This is a genomic window from Rhodospirillales bacterium, assembly GCA_016699855.1.
Taxonomy (GTDB): Bacteria; Pseudomonadota; Alphaproteobacteria; order Reyranellales; family Reyranellaceae.
On sequence record CP064988.1, the window covers coordinates 5084671 to 5103836 of the forward strand.

The following is a 19166-nucleotide window of genomic DNA, read 5'->3' on the forward strand; positions in this document are numbered from 1 at the left end:
GGGCGGCTAGGCCGCGTGGCCGTGGCGCAGGACGCGGCCGGGCAGGGCGGCGCCGGCCGGCAGCGCGTCCGCGTCGTCGCGGCGGATCACCGCGCCGTTGACGACCACCGCGGCGACGCCGGTGGCGTCGGCGACCAGACGGTCGGCGCCGCCCGGCAGGTCGAACACGCGCCGCAGCGCGCTCGGCGCCACGGTCGCCGGATCGAACACCACCACGTCGGCCGGACGGCCGACCGCGAGCAGGCCGCGGTCCTTGATGCCGAACAGCTCTGCCGGGCGCTGCGTCAGCATGTGCACGCCCTGCTCGAGGGTGAAGACCTTCTTCTCGCGCACCCACTTGGCGAGGAAGTAGGTGGCGTAGCAGGCGTCGCAGAGCTGGCTGGCGTGGGCGCCGGCGTCCGACAGCGCGATCACGGTGTTGCCGTCCTTCAGCAGCTCCTCGACCTCGCCCTCGTCGTGGTTGATCAGCGCGATGCGGAAGCGCGCCTCGAGATCGCAGTCCAGCGCCAGGTCGATCGCGAAATCGAGCGGCGCCTTGCCGGCCTTCGCCGCGGCGGCGGCCAGCGGCTGCTCCTCGAGCGAGCGGTCCTTGGGCGACCAGGTGATCGTCGTGCGCTCGGCCCAGGTGCGCAGGAACGGCAGGAGCTGCTCCTCCATCGTGCGCCGCCACGCCGGATCGCGGTAGGCGCGCACGCGGGCGCCGGGATCCTTGGCGCACTCCGCCGCCAGCGTGTTGAACAGTTTCATCGATTCGAACGGGAACGGGCTGGCCCAGTTGAACTCGAAGAACAGCGGCCGGCAGCTCACCTGCGGGATGACGTCGGCGCCGGTCTTCTTCTCCGCCTCCGTGCGGTCGAGGTACTTGCGGTGCGAGCCCGGGCCGGCGAGGCCGGCGAGCAGGGCGGTCCAGGTGACCCGGATGCCGCGCTCGCGCGACAGCTTCGACATCTCCTCGATGAAGAACTCCTTGCCGAAGGTGATCTGCATCAGCGGCGCGCCGGCGTCGCGCGCCGCGGTGGCCAGCGTGTCGATCTCGTCGTAGGTGGCCTGGCGGCTCGGCACCGGCCGGCCGGCGTAACCGTTATGGGTGATCGCCTTCGAGGTCGCGAAGCCCAGCGCGCCGGCCTTGACCGCCTCGCTGACCGACAGCCGCATCGTCTCGATCTCCTCGGGGTTGGCGGCGCGCTCGGTCGAGGCCTCGCCCATGGCGTGCAGCCGCACCGGCGTGTGGCCGACCAGCACCGCGAGGTTGATGGCGCTGCCGTTGCGCTCCAGCGCGTCGAGATACTGAGGGAAGGTCTCGAAGCCCCAGTTCTCGCCCAGCCCGGCCTTTAGCGCGTCGAGGCTCATGCCCTCGACGTTCTCCAGCGTCTGCATGATGCGCAGCCGGTCCGACGGGCGCGTCGGCGCGACGCCGAAACCGCAATTGCCCATGACCGCCGTCGTCACGCCGTGCCACGGCGAGATGGTGGCGCCGCGGTCCCACAGGATCTGCGCGTCGTAGTGCGTGTGGACGTCGACGAAGCCCGGCGCCACGACGCGGCCCGCCGCGTCGATGGTCTGCGCCGCCGTCCCCGGCGCGGCGCCGAGCGCCACGACCTTGCCGCCCTTGATGCCGACGTCGCCCTTGAAGCCGGGCTTGCCGCTGCCGTCGACGATCGTGCCGCCGGTGATCTTCAGGTCGTAGTCCATGCGTTCCTCCGCGGCGGGTCGAATAAACCGGCGTTCATCATGGCCGCGCGCGGGCGACGGGGCAACCGACCACCCCGGCGCCTCCGGCAAGCGTCCTATGCGCGCCGCGCCCCCTCGGCTTGCGCCGCCGCGGCGGACTGCTAGTTTCCCGCGCGACGAAGCGTTCTTCGCCCTCTCCGCCCACGAAGTGGGGGGAGAGGGAGGGGACCCATGCGCAGCATGGGGAGGGTGAGGTGGGTCGGTGGACCGCACGGGCGCTAGCCTGTTCTTCATCGACACCACCTCACCCTCCCCACCGCTTCGCGGCGGGTCCCTCCCTCTCCCCCGCGAGCGGCGGAGAGGGCGGTCAATTCAGACAGAGGAAACACGCACATGGCCAGGCACAGGATCGCGGTGATCGCGGGCGACGGCATCGGGATGGAGGTCGTGCCGGCGGGCATCGAGGTGCTGGAGGCCGCCGGCCGCCGATTCGGCGTCGAGTTCGAGTGGACCGAGTTCGACTGGTCGTGCGAGCGCTACGCCAAGACCGGCGAGATGATGCCCAAGGACGGGCTCGACCAGCTCAAGCCTTTCGAGTCGATCTTCCTCGGCGCGGTCGGCTGGCCGGGCGTGCCCGACCACGTCTCGCTGTGGGGCCTGCTGATCCCGATCCGCCGCGGCTTCGACCAGTACGCCAACGTGCGGCCGGTGCGCCTGTTCGAGGGCGTGCAGTGCCCGCTGGCCGGCCGCAAGCCCGGCGAGATCGACTTCTACGTCGTGCGCGAGAACACCGAGGGCGAGTACTCCTCGATCGGCGGCCGCATGCTCGAGGGCACCGACCGCGAGTTCGTGACCCAGGAGGCGATCTTCACGCGCACCGGCACCGACCGCATCATGCGCTACGCCTTCGAGATGGCGAAGGGGCGCAAGCGCAAGCACGTGACCTCGGCGACCAAGTCGAACGGCATCATCTACTCGATGCCGTACTGGGACGAGCGCTTCGCGCTGATGGCGAAATCCTATCCCGATGTCACCACCGACCAGTTCCACATCGACATCCTGACGGCGCATTTCGTGCGCAACCCGCACTGGTTCGACGTCGTGGTCGGCAGCAACCTGTTCGGCGACATCCTCTCCGATCTCGGCCCCGCCGTGGTCGGCTCGATCGGCATCGCGCCCAGCGGCAACATCAACCCCGAGCGGCTGTTCCCCTCGATGTTCGAGCCGGTGCACGGCTCGGCGCCGGACATCGCCGGCAAGGGAATCTGCAATCCGATCGGCCAGGTGTGGTCGGGCGCGATGATGCTGGAGCATCTCGGCCACCGCGACGCCGCCGACGCCATCGTGCGCGCCATCGAGACCGTGCTGGCCGGCGGCGGCCCCAAGACGCCCGACCTCGGCGGCAACGGCGGCACCAAGGACCTGACGCGCGCGCTGGTGGAGGCCGTGAAGACGGCGTGACACGCGGCGCGTGGATCGGGGCGCGCCGGCATGGCCGTCGATCTCGACATCGCCGACGGGCTGGCGACGCTGCGTTTCGAGGCGCCGCCGGCCAACGCGGTCGATCTGGAATTCACCGCCGCGCTGATCGCGCGCCTCGCGGATCTGGCGGCGCGCCGCGACATCGCCGCCGCCGTCGTCACCGGCGCCGGACGCGCCTTCTGCGCCGGCGTGAATTTCAAAGTCGTGCCGGGCTACGACGCGGCGGACCGGCGCGCGATGGTCGCCGACATCAACGCGATGGCGGCGGCGCTCTACGGGCTTCCCTTTCCGGTGGTCGCCGCCGTCAACGGGCCGGCGGTCGGCGGCGGCATGGTGCTCGCGATGGCGTGCGATTTCCGTGTGGCCGCGCGCGGGGCGGCGCGGTTCGCGCTCGCCGAGGTGACGGCGGGGATTCCGTATCCGGCCGTGCCGCTCATCGTGCTGGAGGACTCCGTCGAGCCGGCGCTGCGCCGCGACCTGATGCTGAGCGGCCGCATGGTGTCGGCCGAGGAGGCGCTGGCCGCGCGTCTGGTCGACCGCGTCGTCGCCCCGGAGGATGTCGTCGCGGAGGCCGCCGCGCTGGCGCGCGCGCTGGCGGCGGCGCCCGGCTATAGCGCGGTCAAGGCCCAGTTGCGCGACGGCACGTTGCGCCGCATGCGCGCGGTCATCGACTCCGGCGGCGATCCGATGCTCGTGTCTTGGATCTAGACCCGGCGGGGAGGGCGCGATGTTCGAGGGATTCCGGCGCGGCACGTTCGCGACGCCGATGGCCGGCGGTGCCGGGCACATCAACTACGTCGTCGCCGGCTCCGGCCCGCCGATGCTGCTGCTGCACGGCCATCCCCAGAGCCACATCATGTGGCATATCGTGGCGCCGCGGCTGGCGGCGACGCGCACGGTGGTGTGCGCCGATCTGCGCGGCTACGGCGACAGCGCCAAGCCCGCGGGTGACGCGCGCCATGAGAATTACTCCAAGCGCGCGATGGCCGCCGACATGGTGGCGCTGATGGCCCATCTCGGATTCCCGCGCTTCGATCTGGTCGGCCACGACCGCGGCGGCCGGGTCGGCCAGCGCCTGTGCCTCGACGATCCCGACGCCGTCGCCCGCTTCATGCCCGTCGACATCGCGCCGACCCTGGCGATCTACGAGGGCACCAATCTCGAGCTGGCGACGCGCTACTTCCACTGGTTCTTCCTGATCCAGGCGCATCCCTTTCCGGAGAACCTGATCTCGCACGACATCGACTTCTACCTGCCGTGGATGCTGGGCCAGCGCTGGGGCGCGCCGATCGTGCACACGGCTGAGGCGCAGGCCGAGTATCTGCGCTGCGCCAAGCTCCCCGGCGCGATCCACGCGATGTGCGAGGACTACCGCGCCTCGGCCTCCATCGACCTCGACCACGACCGCGCCGACCTCGCGGCCGGTCGCAGGATCGCCTGCCCGGTGCGCGCGGTGTGGTCCAAGGGCGGCGTGATCGACCGGATGTTCGATCCGATCCGCACGTTCCAGCCCTATTGCGCGCTGCCGGTGACGGGCGCGGCGATCCCCGGCGGCCACTATCTCGCGGAGGAGAGCCCCGACGAATTGACGCGGGAAATCGCCGATTTTTTCGGCTAGAAGCGCGCCAAAGGGCGATTTCCGCCCGTTAGGGAGTGACCGCAGATGTTGAAACGTCGCCAATTCACCGGCGTCGCGGCCGGGGCCGTGTTCGCCACGACCAGCGCCGTCCGGGCGCAGGGCTACCCGACAAAGCCGATCTCGGTGATCGTGCCGTTCGCGGCCGGCGGGCCGACCGACGCGCTGGCCCGCGTGCTGAGCCAGAAGATGAGCGAGAAACTCGGCCAGAGCATCATCGTCGAGAACGTCGGCGGCGCCGGCGGCACGATCGGCGTCGCCAAGGCCGCGCGCGCCAATCCCGACGGCCACACGCTGATCTTCACCCACATGGGCACGCTGGCGGTCAACATCGCGCTCTACAAGACGCTGCCCTACGACAGCCGGACCGACCTCGAGCCGATCGGGCTGGGCGGGACCAACCCGATGGTGCTGGTCGCGCGCAAGGATCTGCCGGTCAAGGACTTCAAGGAGTTCATGGCCTACGTGAAGGCCAACCAGAAGAAGGCGCAGTACGGCATGGCCGGCATCGGCGCCGCCTCGCATCTCGGCGGTCTCATGCTCAACAGCATGATGAAGGTCGAGGTGCTGGAGATCCCCTACAAGGGCACCGGCCCGGCGCTGAACGACCTGATGGCCGGCCAGTTCGACTACATGGTCGACCAGGCGGTCAACGTGCTGGCGCAGATCAAGGCCGGCAACATCAAGGCGCTGGGCGTCAGCAGCAAGAAGCGCCTGCCGCAGCTGCCCGACGTGCCGACCATCGACGAGGCCGGGCTGCCCGGCTACGAGGTCGCGATCTGGAACGGCTTCTTCGGCCCCAAGGGCACGCCGAAGGACGTCGTCGCCAAGGTCAACGCCGCGCTGGTCGCGACCTTGGCCGATCCGGCGGTCAGCAAGCAGCTGATCGACTTCGCGGTCGAGCTGCCGACCAAGGAGGAGTCGACGCCGGAGGCGTTGCGCGCGCAGCTCCAGGCGTCGATCGACAAGTGGGTCCCCGCGGTGCGCGGCGCCGGCGTCCAGCCGCAGTAGGGCGACGGGCTGCCGCGTTCACACAATTCGATGCGGGGCAGCTTTCTAAACTCCCTCCCCCCTTGTGGGGGAGGGTCGGGGTGGGGGTAGTGCAGGTCGCGATGTTTGCGATTGAATGGTGTAGCCGAAGCGGCTCACGGCGCAGATTTCGCGCGATGGCACCCGCCACCCCAGCCCTCCCCCACATCGGCGCCCTACCGGGCGCCTGAGGGGAGGGGGCATGAGGATAGCAGGCGGGGCTGGGTGACGAGGCGCCAACCTCGACGCTGCGCGGATCGTAGAGTCGTGTAGTTAAAGCGTTCTTTCAGCTCATATATCTTTGCCGAAGAACGCTATTTCTCCGCCAGATCATCCATGTCGACAGAATCGTGCCGGACCGTCTGGCCGACCTCGTCGCGCACGGCGACCTGCACGGTGCGCTCCCACCAGTCGATCTCGACCGTCCCGAAATTCGGCAGCCCGTACACCGCGCCCAGTCGGTTCGGACCGTCCTCCTTGTTGCCGGGGAAGAACTTGTTGAGCCCGCTCGAGGTGATCTCGGTCAGCGTGTAGGGCGTGTCCTCGCTCTCCTGGTAGATGGCGCCGATGTGGCGGTCGCCCGACACCAGCACCACGCCCTCGGCCTTGGCGTCGCGCACGACCTCGAAGAATTTCCGCCGCTCCAGCGGGAGGTTGCCCCACCGCTCCCAGCCATGGCCCTCGGCCAGGATCTGCACGCTCGACACCACCAGCCGGATGTCGGCCGGCTCGCGCAGCCGTTGGCTCAACCATGACCATTGCGTCTCGCCCAGCATCGTCTTGGTCGGATCCTCGTCCGGCACGTAGCGCTCCTTGCCCGGCGCGTTGAGCCTGTCCGTGCGCTTCAGGGGCGAGCGGAACCAACGCGCGTCCAGCAGGATCACCTGCGTGCGCATGCCGGCGGGACCGAACGTCTCGGCATGGTACAGCCCCTCGCGGCCGCGCCGGGGATCGTCGGGCGGGACGTCCCAGAAGCGCAGGAACTCGTCCTTGGCGGCCGCCTTGTGCGCGAACTCGGCGCCGCCGTCGTTGAGCCCGTAGTCGTGGTCGTCCCACACCGCCATGTGGCGCAGCTGGCGGCGCGCCTTCATGAACCCCTCGTTGTCGCGCTGGCGGGCGTAGGCGGCGCGCAGCGGTCCGAGGTCGGGATCGGCGCTGTCGCCGTAGACGCAGTCGCCCGCGAAGATGAACAGGTCCGGGCGGTAGGTGAGGATCGCGTCCCAGATCGGCTGCGGCTGGTTCTGGTCGGCGCAGGAGCCGAACGCGATCCGCGCCATCGGCCGCTGCTGCGCGCGCGCCACGAACGGCGCCGCCAGCGTGGCGCCGGCCAGCAGCAGGGCGGCGCGGCGCGTCGGGCGGGGGACGGTGTCGCTTCGGCGGTCCGGTGTCATGTGCGGCGCGATCCTGCGGGACGGGCCGGTAGTCTCGCCGCGGATCGCCACCGCTTCAAGCGCCGCGGCCACCGGGGCCGGGGATGATTGCCCGGTTTGCGCCGCATATGCAGAATGCGGGCGCGATGGCGGGGCGAGGGCGCTCCAGCGGACCGCGTGTCGGGGGAGATCCATGAAGGTTGGTGCTTTGACGGGCGCGGCGATCATTGCCGTCGCCGCAACGATGGGCGCGCCTGCGTCGGCGCAGACGCCCTGTCCGGAGACAGCCGAAGGCCTGGCGGTCGGCAGCAAGCTCACCTGCGTCTGCACGCAGCAGGCGGTGAATGGCGGCCGCGGACAGACCCGCCGCGAGCGGCGCGCGTCCGACGCCGCCGATCCGTCGGCGTTCGGCGTCGATCGCTACGCCGCGACGTCGGAGATCTGCGTCGCCGCCCGCCACGCCGGCGTCGCCGCGCCGCGCGGCGCCACCGTCACCCTGGTGGTCGGCGACGGCTGCGGCGAGTTCGCCGGCTCGTCGCGCAACGGCGTGTTGACGGCCCGCGCCGACGCCGCGCCCAAGAGCTTCGGGTTCGGCGCCGCGTTGCCGGCCTGCGTCAAGCCGTTGGTCGCCGCCGCACCGGCCGCCACGCCAGCGCAGGCGCCGGTGGTTCCGGTCAGCGCGCCGGTGGCGGCCGCCCCGCCGCCCTCGGCGCCGGCTGCGCCGCAAGCCGCCGGACCCGCGCCCTCTCCGGCGCCGACTCAGGTCGCGGAGGCACCGAAGCCCGCCGCGCCGCCGGCGGCCGCGCCCGCGCAGTCCGTCGCCCAGGCGCCGGCCGGCGACGCCTTCAAGCGTCTCGCGGACATGAATGTGAAGGTGTCGGGCCAGCCGGTGACGGCGGAGAACGCCGACAAGGTGCTCAACGTCTACGTCTCCGGCGATCTGGCGAAGAAGTTCACCGACGAGGACTGCGCCGCGCTCAAGGCGCTGCCCAAGCTCGGCAGCCTCCAGCTCGCCGGCGCCAAGGTGACGGCGGCCTGCGCCGCCGATCTGGCGAAGATCGCCTCGTTGCGGCAGCTCTCCCTCGACCGCGCGAGCGTCGACGACGCCACCTTCGCGGCGCTGGCGGCGGCCAAGGAGCTGCGCAGCCTGTCGCTGGTATCCGTCAAGGGCCTGACCGAGGCGGCCATGACCGGCATCGGCAAGCTCGCGGCGCTGCAACGCCTGAACCTCGAGATGTCCGACGTCTCCGACGCCGGACTCGCGCACATCGCCGGCCTCAAGGATCTGCAGTGGCTGTCGGTGGCGCAGACCCAAGTCGGCGCCGCCGGCATGGCCTCGATCGCCAAGCTGCCGGCCCTGGTCGAGCTGGCGGCGCGCTCCATGCCCAAGCTCGACGACGCGGCGCTGGCGGCGCTGGCCGGCGGCGCGCCCAAGCTGCAGCGGCTGTTCGTGTCCGGCGCCAAGTCGATGACGACGGCCGGCGTGGCGCACATCGCCAGGATCGCGGGCTTGCGCGAGCTCCAGCTCTACGAGAACAAGCTGGCGGGCGGCTTCGCGCCGCTGGTCGAGCTCAAGCAGCTGCAGGCGCTGAACATCAGCAATTGCGGCGCCACCGACGCCGACCTCGCGACCGTGGCGAAGATCTCGTCGCTGCTGACGCTGACGCTGGCGTACTCGCCCGAGGTGACGGACAAGGGTCTCGCCGCGATCGCGACGATGAAGCTCCTGAGCGAGCTCTACGTCCACAAGGCGAAGATCACCGACGCGGGTGTGGCGGCGCTGAAGGACATGCCCGGTCTGCGGCGGCTGAGCCTGCCGGAGACGCCGGTCGGCGACGGCGCCGCCGCCGCGCTGGCCGGGATGAAGCTTCAAATGCTCGACCTGCGCGCCACGGCGGTGACCGACGCCTCGCTGCCGACGCTCGCGAAGATCGAGGGCCTGTCGTCTCTCAACGTGATGCAGACCAAGGTCACGGACGACGGCGTCAAGGCCGCCAAGGCCGTGAAGCCGAACATGCACATCGCGAAGTGAGAGAGGCGGCGCCCCTCATCCGCCCTTCGGGCACCTTCTCCCCCGAAGACGGGGGAGAAGGGAATGAGGCTTTCGCCTTCTCCCCGTCTTCGGGGGAGAAGGTGGCGCGTAGCGCCGGATGAGGGGCTTCCGCGGACGCCTCAGTCGATGACCGCCTGATAGGTGAGCACGCGCAGCTCGCGGCGGATCGGGTAGGCGCTCGACGGCATCGCCTGGGTCAGCAGCAGCACCGCCATGTCCTCGCGCGGATCGACCCAGAAGGCGGTGCTGGCGGCACCGCCCCAGGCGTACTCGCCGGGCGTGCCGAGGATCTGCGCCTTGGCCGGATCGAGCATCACCGAGAAGCCCAGGCCGAAGCCGATGCCCTCGTAGCTCGACTCGCTGAAGCGCGGCTGGCCCATGTCGGCCATGTCGCCGCGCAGGTGGTTCGACGTCATCAGCTCGACCGTCTTGCGGCCCAGCAGGCGCACGCCGTCGAGCTCGCCCTTGTTCAGCATGAAGCGGCAGAAGCGGATGTAGTCGGCCGCCGTCGACACCAGACCGCCGCCGCCCGACACGATGTCGCGCTTCGTGAGGTAGTGGCTCTTCTGCGGATCGTCGATCAGCTTCAGCGAGCCGTCGGCCTCGACGTTGTAGTTGGCGGCGAAGCGGCCGGCCTTGTCGGCCGGCAGGTGGAACGACGTGTCGACCATGCCCAGCGGCTTGATCACGCGCTTCTCGAGGAAATCGTCGAAGCGCTCGCCGGAGATCGCCTGCACGAGGTAGCCCAGCACGTCGGTGGCGACGCTGTAGTTCCCCTCCGCGCCGGGCTGCGCGATCAGCGGCAGCTCGGCCAGCCGCTCGATCATCTCCTTGAGCGACACCTTGGCGAGGTGGAAGTCGATGCCGACCTTGCGGTACAGCGCATCGACGTTGTTGGCCTCCATGAAGCCGTAGGTGAGCCCCGACGTGTGCGTGAGCAGGTCGCGGAAGGTGATCGGCCGGTTGGCCGGCACGGTGTCGATCTTGCCGCGCATGCCGCCGGACGCCACGCGCATGTCCTTGAACATCGGCGCGTAGCGGGTGATCGGATCGTCGAGCTGGAAGCGGCCCTCCTCGTACAGCATCATGATGGCGACGCTGGTCAGCGGCTTGGTCATCGAATAGATGCGGAAGATCGTGTCGGCCCGCATCGGCGTGCCGCGCGCGAGGTCGGACTTGCCGGTGACGTGCAGGTGGGCCACCTGGCCGCGCCGCATCACCACCGTGGTCAGCCCGGCCAGCTTGCCCGACGCCACCAGCGCGTCGGCCCAGGCGCTGACGCGCTCCAGCCGCGACGAGCTCAGGCCGACATCCTCAGGCTTCACGGTGGTGGCGATGTTCATGTCCATGGCGGGTTTCCTCTCGCGTCCAGAATTCCGACCGGACTCTATCCATCCCGGCCGTGGCCTGTCGAGGCGGCCGCCGCCGGCGCATGGCTCCCATGGCGGCGGTCGCGCCCGGCGATCGTCAATGGTGGCCTTGGATCACGCGCGGCGCCGTGCCGGTCACGTTGTGGCGGACCCGGTCGGCCTCGCCATCGGCGGATCCGCGCGGACCCCGGCGGACGCTCCCGGCCGACCCGCGCGACGGCCGGTTGGCGGCGACCGTCGTCGCGTCCTCGGCGCGCGGCGACCGCGGGAACGAATTGCCGGCGTCGTAGCCCAGCGCCGTCGCGTCCATCCGCGCCTTGCCGGCCTTGCGTTTGGCGACGAGCGCGCGGGCGAAGAGGGAGTGTGCCGCCGCGGCGAGAGCCCGGTCGAATGAATTGCCGCGCCTTCGACGTTCGTCGCGCAGCGCCACGAACGCGCGCTGCACGCGCTCCGGTATAGACTCGACGTTCGCATGCGCCAGAAGGGCGCGATTGACGTGCGCCTGCACGGTCGAATCGTTGATGCAGGGGCGCGACGACCTCGCGGTTCAGGCCGCCTTGAGCGGACCGATGAGCATGATCTCTAGCGAGCTGTCGGTCTCGTCGAACTGGGCCTCGAACAGGCCCGTGTTGCCGCCAACGGCGTAGGTTCCGGCGAATCGCCCTGGCGACAGGACACCGGCTTACGACAACGGCGTCGTCTCGCGCCCGGCCGCCACACGGCCCGACTTCGTCCGGAAGGCGACATGCGGGACGGCGAAACGGGAAGTGTCGCCAAACCGGTGATCGACAGGTGCCATTCACTATCGGGCGGCTGGTCCGGCATGGGTTCGCCATCCAGCTCCCGTAGGCAGGGAAGGATGGCAACGTTCTCCGGGTCCGCCAACCGGCCGCGGACCGTCGGAGTCGCGGTCGGCTACGGCTTGGCGCGCAGGTTCAGCGTCTGCAGGTCGGTCCGCTTGCCGGCGGCGACGGGAATCATCTGCGAGGCGCCGACGAAGCCCGACGTCAGCAGGCCCCATTTGCCCGGCTCCGTCTCGATCGCGAGGATGTACTTGCCGGCCGGCACGTCCTCGAAGGCGAAGCGGCCGTCCGCGTCCGTGGTCTGCGACCGCGCGAAGGGTTGGCCGGTGCAGGGCGTGGTCTGGACCCTCGAGATGCCGGCGAACAGCGCCTCGACGCAGAGCTCGACCTTGGCCTTGGCGACGGGCTTGCTCTCGGCGCCGGCGACGCGTCCGATGATCGAGCCCGGCGCCGTCGGTTCGGTCTTCGGCAGCGCGGCGGGGCCGCCGCGGAACACCGCGAGGTCGACCAGCGCGTTGGCCGGCAGGGTCGCGTTGTCCATGCGGTAGACCGTCCACTTGTCGCCGTCGAGCACCGCCAGGCCGTAGCTGGTCGCGGCCCAGACGCGGCCGTGGCCATCCGCCGCCAGCGCGTTGATGCGGTTCGATGGCAGCCCCTTGTCGCGGGTGTGCCGCGTCCAGGCGCCGGCGGCGTAGACGTGGATGCCGTCGGCGTGCGTGCCGACGAACACGCGTCCCGCCTTGTCGACCACCATCGCGCGCACGGTGCCCAGCCGCTGCTCGACCGCGGTCCATTTCTCGCCGTCGCGCAGCCACAGGCCGGAGCTGCCGGCGACCCAGACCTTGCCGTCGGGTCCCACCGCAAGGCGCTCGAAGAACACGGCCTTCTCGAATCCCTCGCCCTGCTGGAAGCGCGTCCACTCGCCTTTGGCGAAGCGCGCCACGCTGCGGCCGGTGGCGACCCACACCGCGCCGTCCGGCGCGATCGACACCGACTTGATCAGATCGTTGATCGAGGCGCCGCTCGCGAGCTGGTCGGGGTTGATCGTCGTCCACGCGCCGCCCTGGAACCGGCTGACGCCCTTGAAGTGGGCGACCCACAGCGTGTCGCCGGCGCAGACGATCGACTCCGCCGAGGCGCTGCCCCAGCGCGGATGCTGCGACCAGCCCTTGGAGTCGAGCGCGCTGACGCCGCTTCCGTGCGCGAAGATCGTCTGCTCGCCGCAGGCGGCGATCTTCGCGACATGGTTCGAGCCGAGCGTGCCCTTGTCGGCCTGCTTGTACGTCCTCCACGCGCCGCCCGAGAGGCACGCGGCGCCGTCGCCACCCGTGGCGACGCAGAGCTCCGGCGCCTGCGCGCGGGCGGCGGCGAGGGGGCTCGCGGCGGCGAGGACGAGGAGGGCGGTAGACCAGACGGCGCGGCGTTGGAAGGGCACGGGAGGGGCTCCGGAATATTATGAGCGCTCACGGGGAAGTGAGCGGCCAATTCTTACGAACCCTTCAGGCCCCGCGCAAGCGCCTTCCACAAAACGACGGTCCGGGCGAAACGCGGGACGCCCCCGGCCGGAGCCGGGGGCGCCGCCGGCGTCACTTGCTGACGCGCAGCTTGGGGTTGACCTCCTTGGCCTTGGCGATGCCGGCGTCGTCGACGCCGGTCTTGCGCGCGCTGACGCTGGTCAGCGCCGCGTTCGCCGCCAGGGTCAGCAGGCCGGCGTTGGTCACCTTGGTGTCGTCGATCGACAGCGAGCCCAGCTTCGGCATCGCGGCGAAATGCGCCATGCCCGCGCCGGTCAGCTTCGTCTCGCTGGCCCACACGGTGGCCAGGGTCGCGTGCTTGGCGAACGGCGCGAAGCCGGCGTCCGTGACCTCGGTCTTGCTGACGATCAGCGTGCGCAGCCTGGGCAGGGCCGCCAGCGCCACCAGGGTCTTGTCGGTCACCTTCGTGTGCCAGATCGCGACGCTGGTCAGCTGCTTCATCTTCGCGAGCTGGACGCCGCCGGCGTCGGTGAAGTGCTTCTTGGTGTTGAACGCGCCCATGAAGACGATGTCCTCGATGGCCGTCGACGCCGTCAGCGCCTCGACCTCCTCGTCGACCTCGACCCACTGCAGCACCAGCCGCCTCAGCGTCTTGATCGCGGCCAGCGCCTCGAGGCCCGGCCGGCCGACCCCCTTGGCGCCGATGATGTTGAGCGAGCGCAGCTTCGGCGCCGCCTTCAGCTCGATCAGCCCGGCGTCGCCGAACGACGACTGGCTGAGGTCCAGCGTCTGGAGGTTGGGTAGCGCCGCCAGCGCCTTGACGCCGGCCGCCGTGTACTTCGACGGCGCGAACAGCGAGCCGCTCAAGGTCAGCGACTCCAGTTTCACCATCCTGCCGATCTCCAGCAGCGCCTTGTCGGTCAGCTGGTTCTCGCCGCCCATGTTCAGCGACTGGATGTTGGCCAGCTTCGCCGCGGCCGCCGCCATGTCGTCGCCGTAGGCCTTGTTGGAGAGGTCGAGGCTGCGCAGCGCCGGCAGCGCGGCGAGGTGCTTGAGGTCGTCGGGCTTGAGCTTGGCGGCGATCTCGTTCGTGCCGAGGCTGATCGAGTACAGCTTCGCCAGCGACTCCTTGGTGAACGGCTTGTTGTGGTCCTTGGCGCCGATCTCGGTCAGCCAGGCCAGCGCGTCGTCGAGCGCGTCGGCACGCGCCGGGCCGGCGGCCAGCGCCACCGCGGCGCCGGCCATCGCCGCGGCCGAGGCGCCGCGGCGGGTCATCATCTTCGAAGCCATGTCGTCGTCTCCCCTGTCGATTGTCATGTGCGCGCCCGTCGGGCGGCGACGGATGCGTCCGGGTACGGTCCGGCGCGTCGCGCCGGCCTCGATGCTGGAACGGGAGCCGCGCCCGGTGGCGCGGGCGGTGACGTCGCCCGTCGGGTTACCATCCTAAGTGAGCGGTCAGGTTCCATACTCCATACTATTCGGGGACTCCACTGGGCATCCACGCCCGGCGCGAATAATTTTTCACCCCGTCCGCGCCTATGGCAGTCTGCCCGCGTCGTAGGCGTTCCCTATATCGTCGAACAGGTGACCCATGAGACGCCGGCTCCTGCTTTCCGCCGCGTTGTCGGCGCCGTCGTTTATCGGGTTCCGCGCCGCCGCCGCCGAGCGCGTCATCGGCTTCGTCTCGCCGGAGGCGCGCGAGTCGATGACCGCGATCGTGGCCGCGTTCCGCGCCGGCCTCGCCGACAACGCTAAGCCCGGCGCGGCGCCGATCCGCGTCGTCGAGCGCTACGCCGACGGCAAGCTCGACGCCGTGCCCGGCATCGTGGCGCAGCTCGAGAAGCTGCCGGTGAACCTGATCATGGCGCAGGGCGCCGCCACCCTGCCGGTGGTGCGCGCCAAGCGCACGGTGCCGGTGGTGTACGGCTACAGCGGCGATCCGGTCGTCGCCGGCATCGCGCAGTCGCTGGCGCGGCCGGGTGGCGATTCCACCGGTGCCACCTTTATGGCCATCGAGCTCAACCCCAAGCGCGTCGACCTCGTGCGCGAGGCGCTGCCGGCGTGCCGGCGCATCGCGCTGCTGTCGAACGCCCGCCACGCCGGCGAGGAGCTCGAGATCACGGCCTGCGAGCGCGCCGTCGCGCCGGCCGGGATCGAGCTCGTGGTGCTGCGCGCGCAGACCGCCGCCGACATCCCGCCGGCGCTGGCCGGGGCGCTGGAGTCGCGCGTCGACGCGGTCATGGCGCTGCCCAGCGCGTCGATGGTCCAGGCGACGCCCATGATCGTCGAGGCCTGCGCGGCGCGCGGCGTGCCGCTGGTCTCCGGCTGGGCGCAAATGGCGCATTCCGGCGCGCTGTTCACCTACGGCCCGGAGCTCAAGGCCGCCTACCGCGGCGTCGCCCGCCACGCCGTGCGCATCCTCGACGGCGCGAAGCCGGGCGACCTGCCGATCGAGCGGCCGTCGGTGTTCGAGCTGGTGGTCAACCAGCGCACGGCCAAGCGGCTCGGCCTGACGCTGCCGTCCACGCTGCTCGCCCGGGCCGACGAGGTCATCGAGTGAGGCGGCGCCACCTTCTCGCGCTCGCGGGCGCGGCGGGGACTGTCCCGCTCGTGGCGGCGCGTGCTCAGGGATCGCGCCGGATGCCCCGCGTCGGCGTGTTCGCGAGGCCTTCGTTCCAGTTCGACGCGCTGCGCGACGCGCTGCGCGACGCGCTGCGCGCGCTGGGCTACCACGAAGGGGTCGGCGTCGCCTTCGAGCGCGTGGGCGCCGCCGGCAGCTTCGCGCGGCTTTCCGAGGCGGCGGCGGAACTCGTCCGTATCGGCGTCGACGTGATCGTCGCGGGCGGGGCGGAGTCCGTCCAGGCGGCGCGCAACGCGACGTCGTCGATTCCGATCGTCATGACGCTCGTCGGCGACCCGGTGGGACTGGGCTTCGTGCGGAGCCTCGCGCGGCCGGGCGGGAACGTCACCGGCGTCTCCAACGCCAGCACCGAGCTCGCCGGCAAATGGATCGAACTGTTGAAGGAGGCGGATCCGCGGATCGGACGCATCGGGGCGCTCTGGAATCCGCCCCAGCCCGCGCATCGGGTCTGGCTCTCGGAGTTCGAGCGTTTCGCGGTCGCGGGCCGCGTCCAGCTGGCGCCGCTGGCGGTCGAAACGGCCGTGGACATCGAGCGCGAGATCTCGGCGGCCGGACGTGCCGGCGCCACCGGCCTCCTCGTGCCGGGATCGACCTTGCACATCGAGCGGCTCGGTCTGATCGCCGACGCCGCGTTGGGCGCGGGGATGGCGGGAATCGCCTGGACCGCGCGCCTTCGTGAGAGCCGGCGGCCTGATGGCCTACGGCGCCAGCGAGGTCGCGCAGTTCCGGCGGGCCGCGACGTATGTCGACCGCATCCTGAAGAGCGCGAAGCCCGGCGGACTACCGGTAGAGCAACCGACGACGTTCGAGCTGGTGGTGAACCTCAGGACCGCCGCGGCGCTGAAAATCGCGATTCCGCCAACGCTTCTTCAACGCGCCGACGAGGTGATCGAGTAGGGCGGCGCGAATTTTCCCCCGCCGGCCGGGGATGGATGGCCGTGGCGCCCCGTAGATAGAGAGTGATCAAACACTCACTTTCTAGGGGAGAGCCAACATGAAAGCGATCTGCAAAGTCTGCCGCCGCGCGGCGCTGTTGACCTGCGTCACCAACCTCGGCGGCATCGGACCCGGCCATTCCGCCATCGTCCTCGACTCCACCGTCTATACCTTCGAGAACGTGCGCGGATCGTGGTTCGTGAGCGGATCGAGCGGCTGGCGCGAGGTCTCGGCCGCCGCCTATTTCGCCGAGAACGTCCACCGCCCGGTGGTGGTCCAGGAGCTCGACGCCGGCGCGGTCGACGCCAGCGCCATCCACGCCTACATCGTGGAGTCGGATCTCGGCGACGCCGACTATCTGTCGAGCGGCGTGTGCAGCCAGCAGGCGATCAACGCCATCAGCGCCGGCGTCAAGGGCGGCATCGGCGTGTGGGGACCGAACTTCCCCTGGGAGGTCTACAAGGCGGTCCAAAGCTCGGGGCTGGTGTCTTCCGGCTACTACACCTTCCCGTGGCGGGACCGCCCGAAGGGCTGCAATCCGGTGGCCGTCGGCCTGTGTCTGTCGCAGCTCAACATGGCCTACCGGCCAGAGAACAATACCCGCAAGGAGCCGCCGCCGGTGCTGAAGTGGTAGGGGGCGGGGCGGGTGCCACCGCCGGCTCGAGGCGTCGCGTCCAGGTCCACCCGCAGCGCTGGCACCCGCTCCTGCGCCTCGACGCCGCGCGGCGGGCCCGCGTCCGCCGCAGGCGCCGCCTACTCAGGCAGCGCTCCGGAAGATCCCTCCGACTCCGGGCTATCGGCGCTCTCGTCGCGGGCACTCGAATCATCCCGCGAGGGACCCCAGACAACGGAATCACAGCTTTGATTGGAGGCGCGCCGCGCCGTAGTCGACCGATCATGTTCAGACACTCGACCGGGCAAAGGCCGTTCGGCCGCGCGCCTTTGGCGTTCCACTCGGAACGACGGCCGCTGAAGTCTCGTGACGTTATCGGAGCAATGCCGCCATCGCTTCCGCCACGGCGCGGTGGGCGCCTTCCAGCAGCGCCGGCGATGTCGTGGCGACGGCGACGTCGCCGGGCGTGTGGAACAGCGGGAAGGCGCCGGCGAAGGACAGCAGCGGCGTGGCGTCGCCGAGATGGCGCGACCACACCTCGCCCTCGCCGAGAAAGCGTGGCGGCGCGACGAACCCCGCCGGCATTAGGATCCGACCCAGCGGCGACTCAGCGTCAAGCGGACGGTTGGACGCCACCAGGCGCAACGGCGCCGGCCGCATGACGCCACCGGCGCCGACGATGCCGGCCGCGACCGACGCGCCGAGATGCACGACGGCGCGCGGCTTGACGTCGAACCCGTCGGCCAGCAGGCGCCGCAGGCCGAGGTTGTCGAGCTCGTGCCCGGACGTCGCCACGACGACGACCGGCAGCGTGCGCGCGAGGTCCCGCGCCAATTCCAACGCGATCGCCACGCCGGTGCCGCGCTCGGCGGCGCACGAGAACCAGCCGGTCAGCGGTGTCGTGACGGCGATCGCGCGCGCCGTCCGCCGGTCCGAGGCGCGCGATCAGGTTGTCGGCGCGGTCGGGCACGCGCCGCGCGCTGAGCCCCGCGAAGACCGAGCCGCCCGCCAGCGAGTCGAGGTGCTCGCCGGAGACCAGCAAGGTCGGGATGCCGGAGACCCGCTTGTCGGGATCGACGTTGACGGCGATCAGGTTCGGCCGTGGCGCCTCGGCGCCGAACCGGCCGAACGTCGCGAACACCGCCGCCGCCGCGCCGCTGGCCGCCGCTTCGCGCAGCGCGGCGGCGAGGTCGGCCTTGTCGAAGTTGTTGGCCAGCGTGACGGGGCGCAGGAACGGCGCCTCCGACGCGATCTCCCCGACGCCTTCGTAGTACAGCGGCAGCGACTCGACGCGCCGGCCGTCGATCGACACCGAGGCGCGGTGTTCGTAGCGCTCGAACGCGTAGGCGCGGCGCTCGACCCTGGCGCCGCGCGCCACCAGCTCGGCGTCCATCCAGTCCAGCGTCGCCGCCGCCTCGGGCGTGCCGGTGCGGTGGTGCGGGCGGGCGCTGTAGCGCGCGACCAGATCGTACAGCGCCCCGCCGCGGCCGGGTCCTTGCGCCGACGCCATGCGCGGGACGCCGGCGAGAGCGGCGGCGGCGAGGGCGGAGCGGCGCGACAGGGTCATAGCTGCCTTTTCGGAACACCTGATGTGGCGTTCCGTCTACCCTCCGCGCCGCCGCCGATCAAACGCGCGGCGGTCCGCTGGTCAGGCCGGCGCCTCAGCACGCAGGCCGAGCTTCAGCGTCACCTGGTAGCTCGACACCTTGTTGGCGCGGATGCTGCCGCGCACGTCGACCACCTCGAACCAGTCGAGGTTGCGCAGCGTCTTCGACGCCGTGGCGATGGCGCCGTCGATCGCGTCGGACACGGATTTGTCGGAGGTGCCCACGACCTCCGTCTTCACGTAGGTGTTCCGCTTGGCCATGGCGATCTCCTCCGTTGGAGGGCGGTCCGCCGTCGTCGGGATCATGCGCGGCGAGCCGCTCGGGCGCGCGCCGCGCCGTGGCGGCCCGCCCGGGAGGATCATGGTCCTGTACGAAGGCGGACGACAAGCGCGCGATTTCGCATGCTCCCTCTCCCGCTTCGCGGGAGAGGGCCGGGGTGAGGGGTGCGCGCAAAATCGACATATCCTGACGACGAGCACG

Annotated in this window: 17 protein-coding genes; 8 read left to right on the forward strand and 9 right to left on the reverse strand. The window is 70.8% G+C overall.

The window, feature by feature from the left end; all coding sequences use genetic code 11:
• Positions 1-6: 6 nt before the first annotated feature.
• Positions 7-1692, reverse strand: a complete 1686-nt coding sequence (locus IPK81_24105; GenBank protein ID QQS12515.1) for an amidohydrolase family protein — start codon at positions 1690-1692, stop codon at positions 7-9.
• A gap of 372 nt (positions 1693-2064) precedes the next feature.
• Between IPK81_24105 and IPK81_24110 the strand changes: the two genes are divergently transcribed.
• The 4 genes from IPK81_24110 to IPK81_24125 are packed head-to-tail and all read left to right on the forward strand — an operon-like array spanning position 2065 to position 5800.
• Positions 2065-3132 carry a tartrate dehydrogenase gene (locus tag IPK81_24110; GenBank protein ID QQS12516.1) on the forward strand — a complete coding sequence of 356 codons (1068 nt, stop codon included), beginning with the start codon at positions 2065-2067 and terminating at the stop codon, positions 3130-3132.
• 30 nt (positions 3133-3162) lie between these two features.
• Entirely contained in the window at positions 3163-3861 is a 699-nt protein-coding gene (locus tag IPK81_24115; protein ID QQS12517.1) for an enoyl-CoA hydratase/isomerase family protein, read from the forward strand.
• Positions 3862-3880: 19 nt separating this feature from the next.
• Positions 3881-4771: an alpha/beta hydrolase gene (locus IPK81_24120; protein ID QQS12518.1), complete on the forward strand. Its 891-nt coding sequence runs from the start codon at positions 3881-3883 to the stop codon at positions 4769-4771.
• A gap of 45 nt (positions 4772-4816) precedes the next feature.
• Entirely contained in the window at positions 4817-5800 is a 984-nt protein-coding gene (locus IPK81_24125) for a tripartite tricarboxylate transporter substrate binding protein BugD (GenBank protein ID QQS12519.1), read from the forward strand.
• A gap of 332 nt (positions 5801-6132) precedes the next feature.
• On the opposite strand, the gene IPK81_24130 is transcribed toward IPK81_24125, so the two are convergent.
• Positions 6133-7209, reverse strand: a complete 1077-nt coding sequence (locus IPK81_24130; GenBank protein ID QQS12520.1) for an alkaline phosphatase family protein — start codon at positions 7207-7209, stop codon at positions 6133-6135.
• Between the two features lie 223 nt (positions 7210-7432).
• Here IPK81_24130 and IPK81_24135 point away from each other — a divergent pair, with 223 nt between their 5' ends.
• The gene (locus tag IPK81_24135) at positions 7433-9220 is read left to right on the forward strand and encodes a hypothetical protein (protein ID QQS12521.1); all 1788 of its coding nucleotides are present in this window, start codon (positions 7433-7435) and stop codon (positions 9218-9220) included.
• Positions 9221-9360: 140 nt separating this feature from the next.
• On the opposite strand, the gene IPK81_24140 is transcribed toward IPK81_24135, so the two are convergent.
• The 4 genes from IPK81_24140 to IPK81_24155 all read right to left on the reverse strand — a co-directional run bounded on the left by IPK81_24140 (position 9361) and on the right by IPK81_24155 (position 14179).
• Positions 9361-10584, reverse strand: coding sequence for a beta-lactamase family protein (locus IPK81_24140; GenBank protein ID QQS15248.1), 1224 nt, complete (start codon positions 10582-10584; stop codon positions 9361-9363).
• Between the two features lie 124 nt (positions 10585-10708).
• Positions 10709-11119, reverse strand: coding sequence for a hypothetical protein (locus IPK81_24145; GenBank protein QQS12522.1), 411 nt, complete (start codon positions 11117-11119; stop codon positions 10709-10711).
• Positions 11120-11526: 407 nt separating this feature from the next.
• A complete protein-coding gene (locus IPK81_24150; GenBank protein ID QQS12523.1) occupies positions 11527-12849 on the reverse strand; it encodes a hypothetical protein in 1323 nt (440 codons plus the stop codon).
• 151 nt (positions 12850-13000) lie between these two features.
• Complete coding sequence (locus IPK81_24155; GenBank protein ID QQS12524.1) at positions 13001-14179, reverse strand: hypothetical protein; 1179 nt, start codon at positions 14177-14179, stop codon at positions 13001-13003.
• A gap of 301 nt (positions 14180-14480) precedes the next feature.
• Between IPK81_24155 and IPK81_24160 the strand changes: the two genes are divergently transcribed.
• From IPK81_24160 to IPK81_24170, 3 genes are all read left to right on the forward strand, one after another.
• Positions 14481-15449, forward strand: a complete 969-nt coding sequence (locus tag IPK81_24160) for an ABC transporter substrate-binding protein (GenBank protein QQS12525.1) — start codon at positions 14481-14483, stop codon at positions 15447-15449.
• A gap of 774 nt (positions 15450-16223) precedes the next feature.
• Positions 16224-16427 (forward strand): hypothetical protein, encoded by a 204-nt coding sequence (locus tag IPK81_24165; GenBank protein QQS15249.1) that lies wholly within the window; start codon positions 16224-16226, stop codon positions 16425-16427.
• 97 nt (positions 16428-16524) lie between these two features.
• The gene (locus IPK81_24170; protein ID QQS12526.1) at positions 16525-17100 is read left to right on the forward strand and encodes a hypothetical protein; all 576 of its coding nucleotides are present in this window, start codon (positions 16525-16527) and stop codon (positions 17098-17100) included.
• A 351-nt stretch (positions 17101-17451) separates the two neighbouring features.
• Here the strand turns inward: IPK81_24170 and IPK81_24175 are convergent, their stop codons facing one another.
• From IPK81_24175 to IPK81_24185, 3 genes are all read right to left on the reverse strand, one after another.
• Positions 17452-17664: a hypothetical protein gene (locus tag IPK81_24175; protein QQS12527.1), complete on the reverse strand. Its 213-nt coding sequence runs from the start codon at positions 17662-17664 to the stop codon at positions 17452-17454.
• A 28-nt stretch (positions 17665-17692) separates the two neighbouring features.
• Positions 17693-18646, reverse strand: coding sequence for a hypothetical protein (locus IPK81_24180; protein QQS12528.1), 954 nt, complete (start codon positions 18644-18646; stop codon positions 17693-17695).
• Between the two features lie 81 nt (positions 18647-18727).
• On the reverse strand, positions 18728-18946 hold the full coding sequence (locus tag IPK81_24185) for a dodecin domain-containing protein (GenBank protein ID QQS12529.1): 219 nt from the start codon (positions 18944-18946) through the stop codon (positions 18728-18730).
• Between the last annotated feature and the right edge of the window lie 220 nt (positions 18947-19166).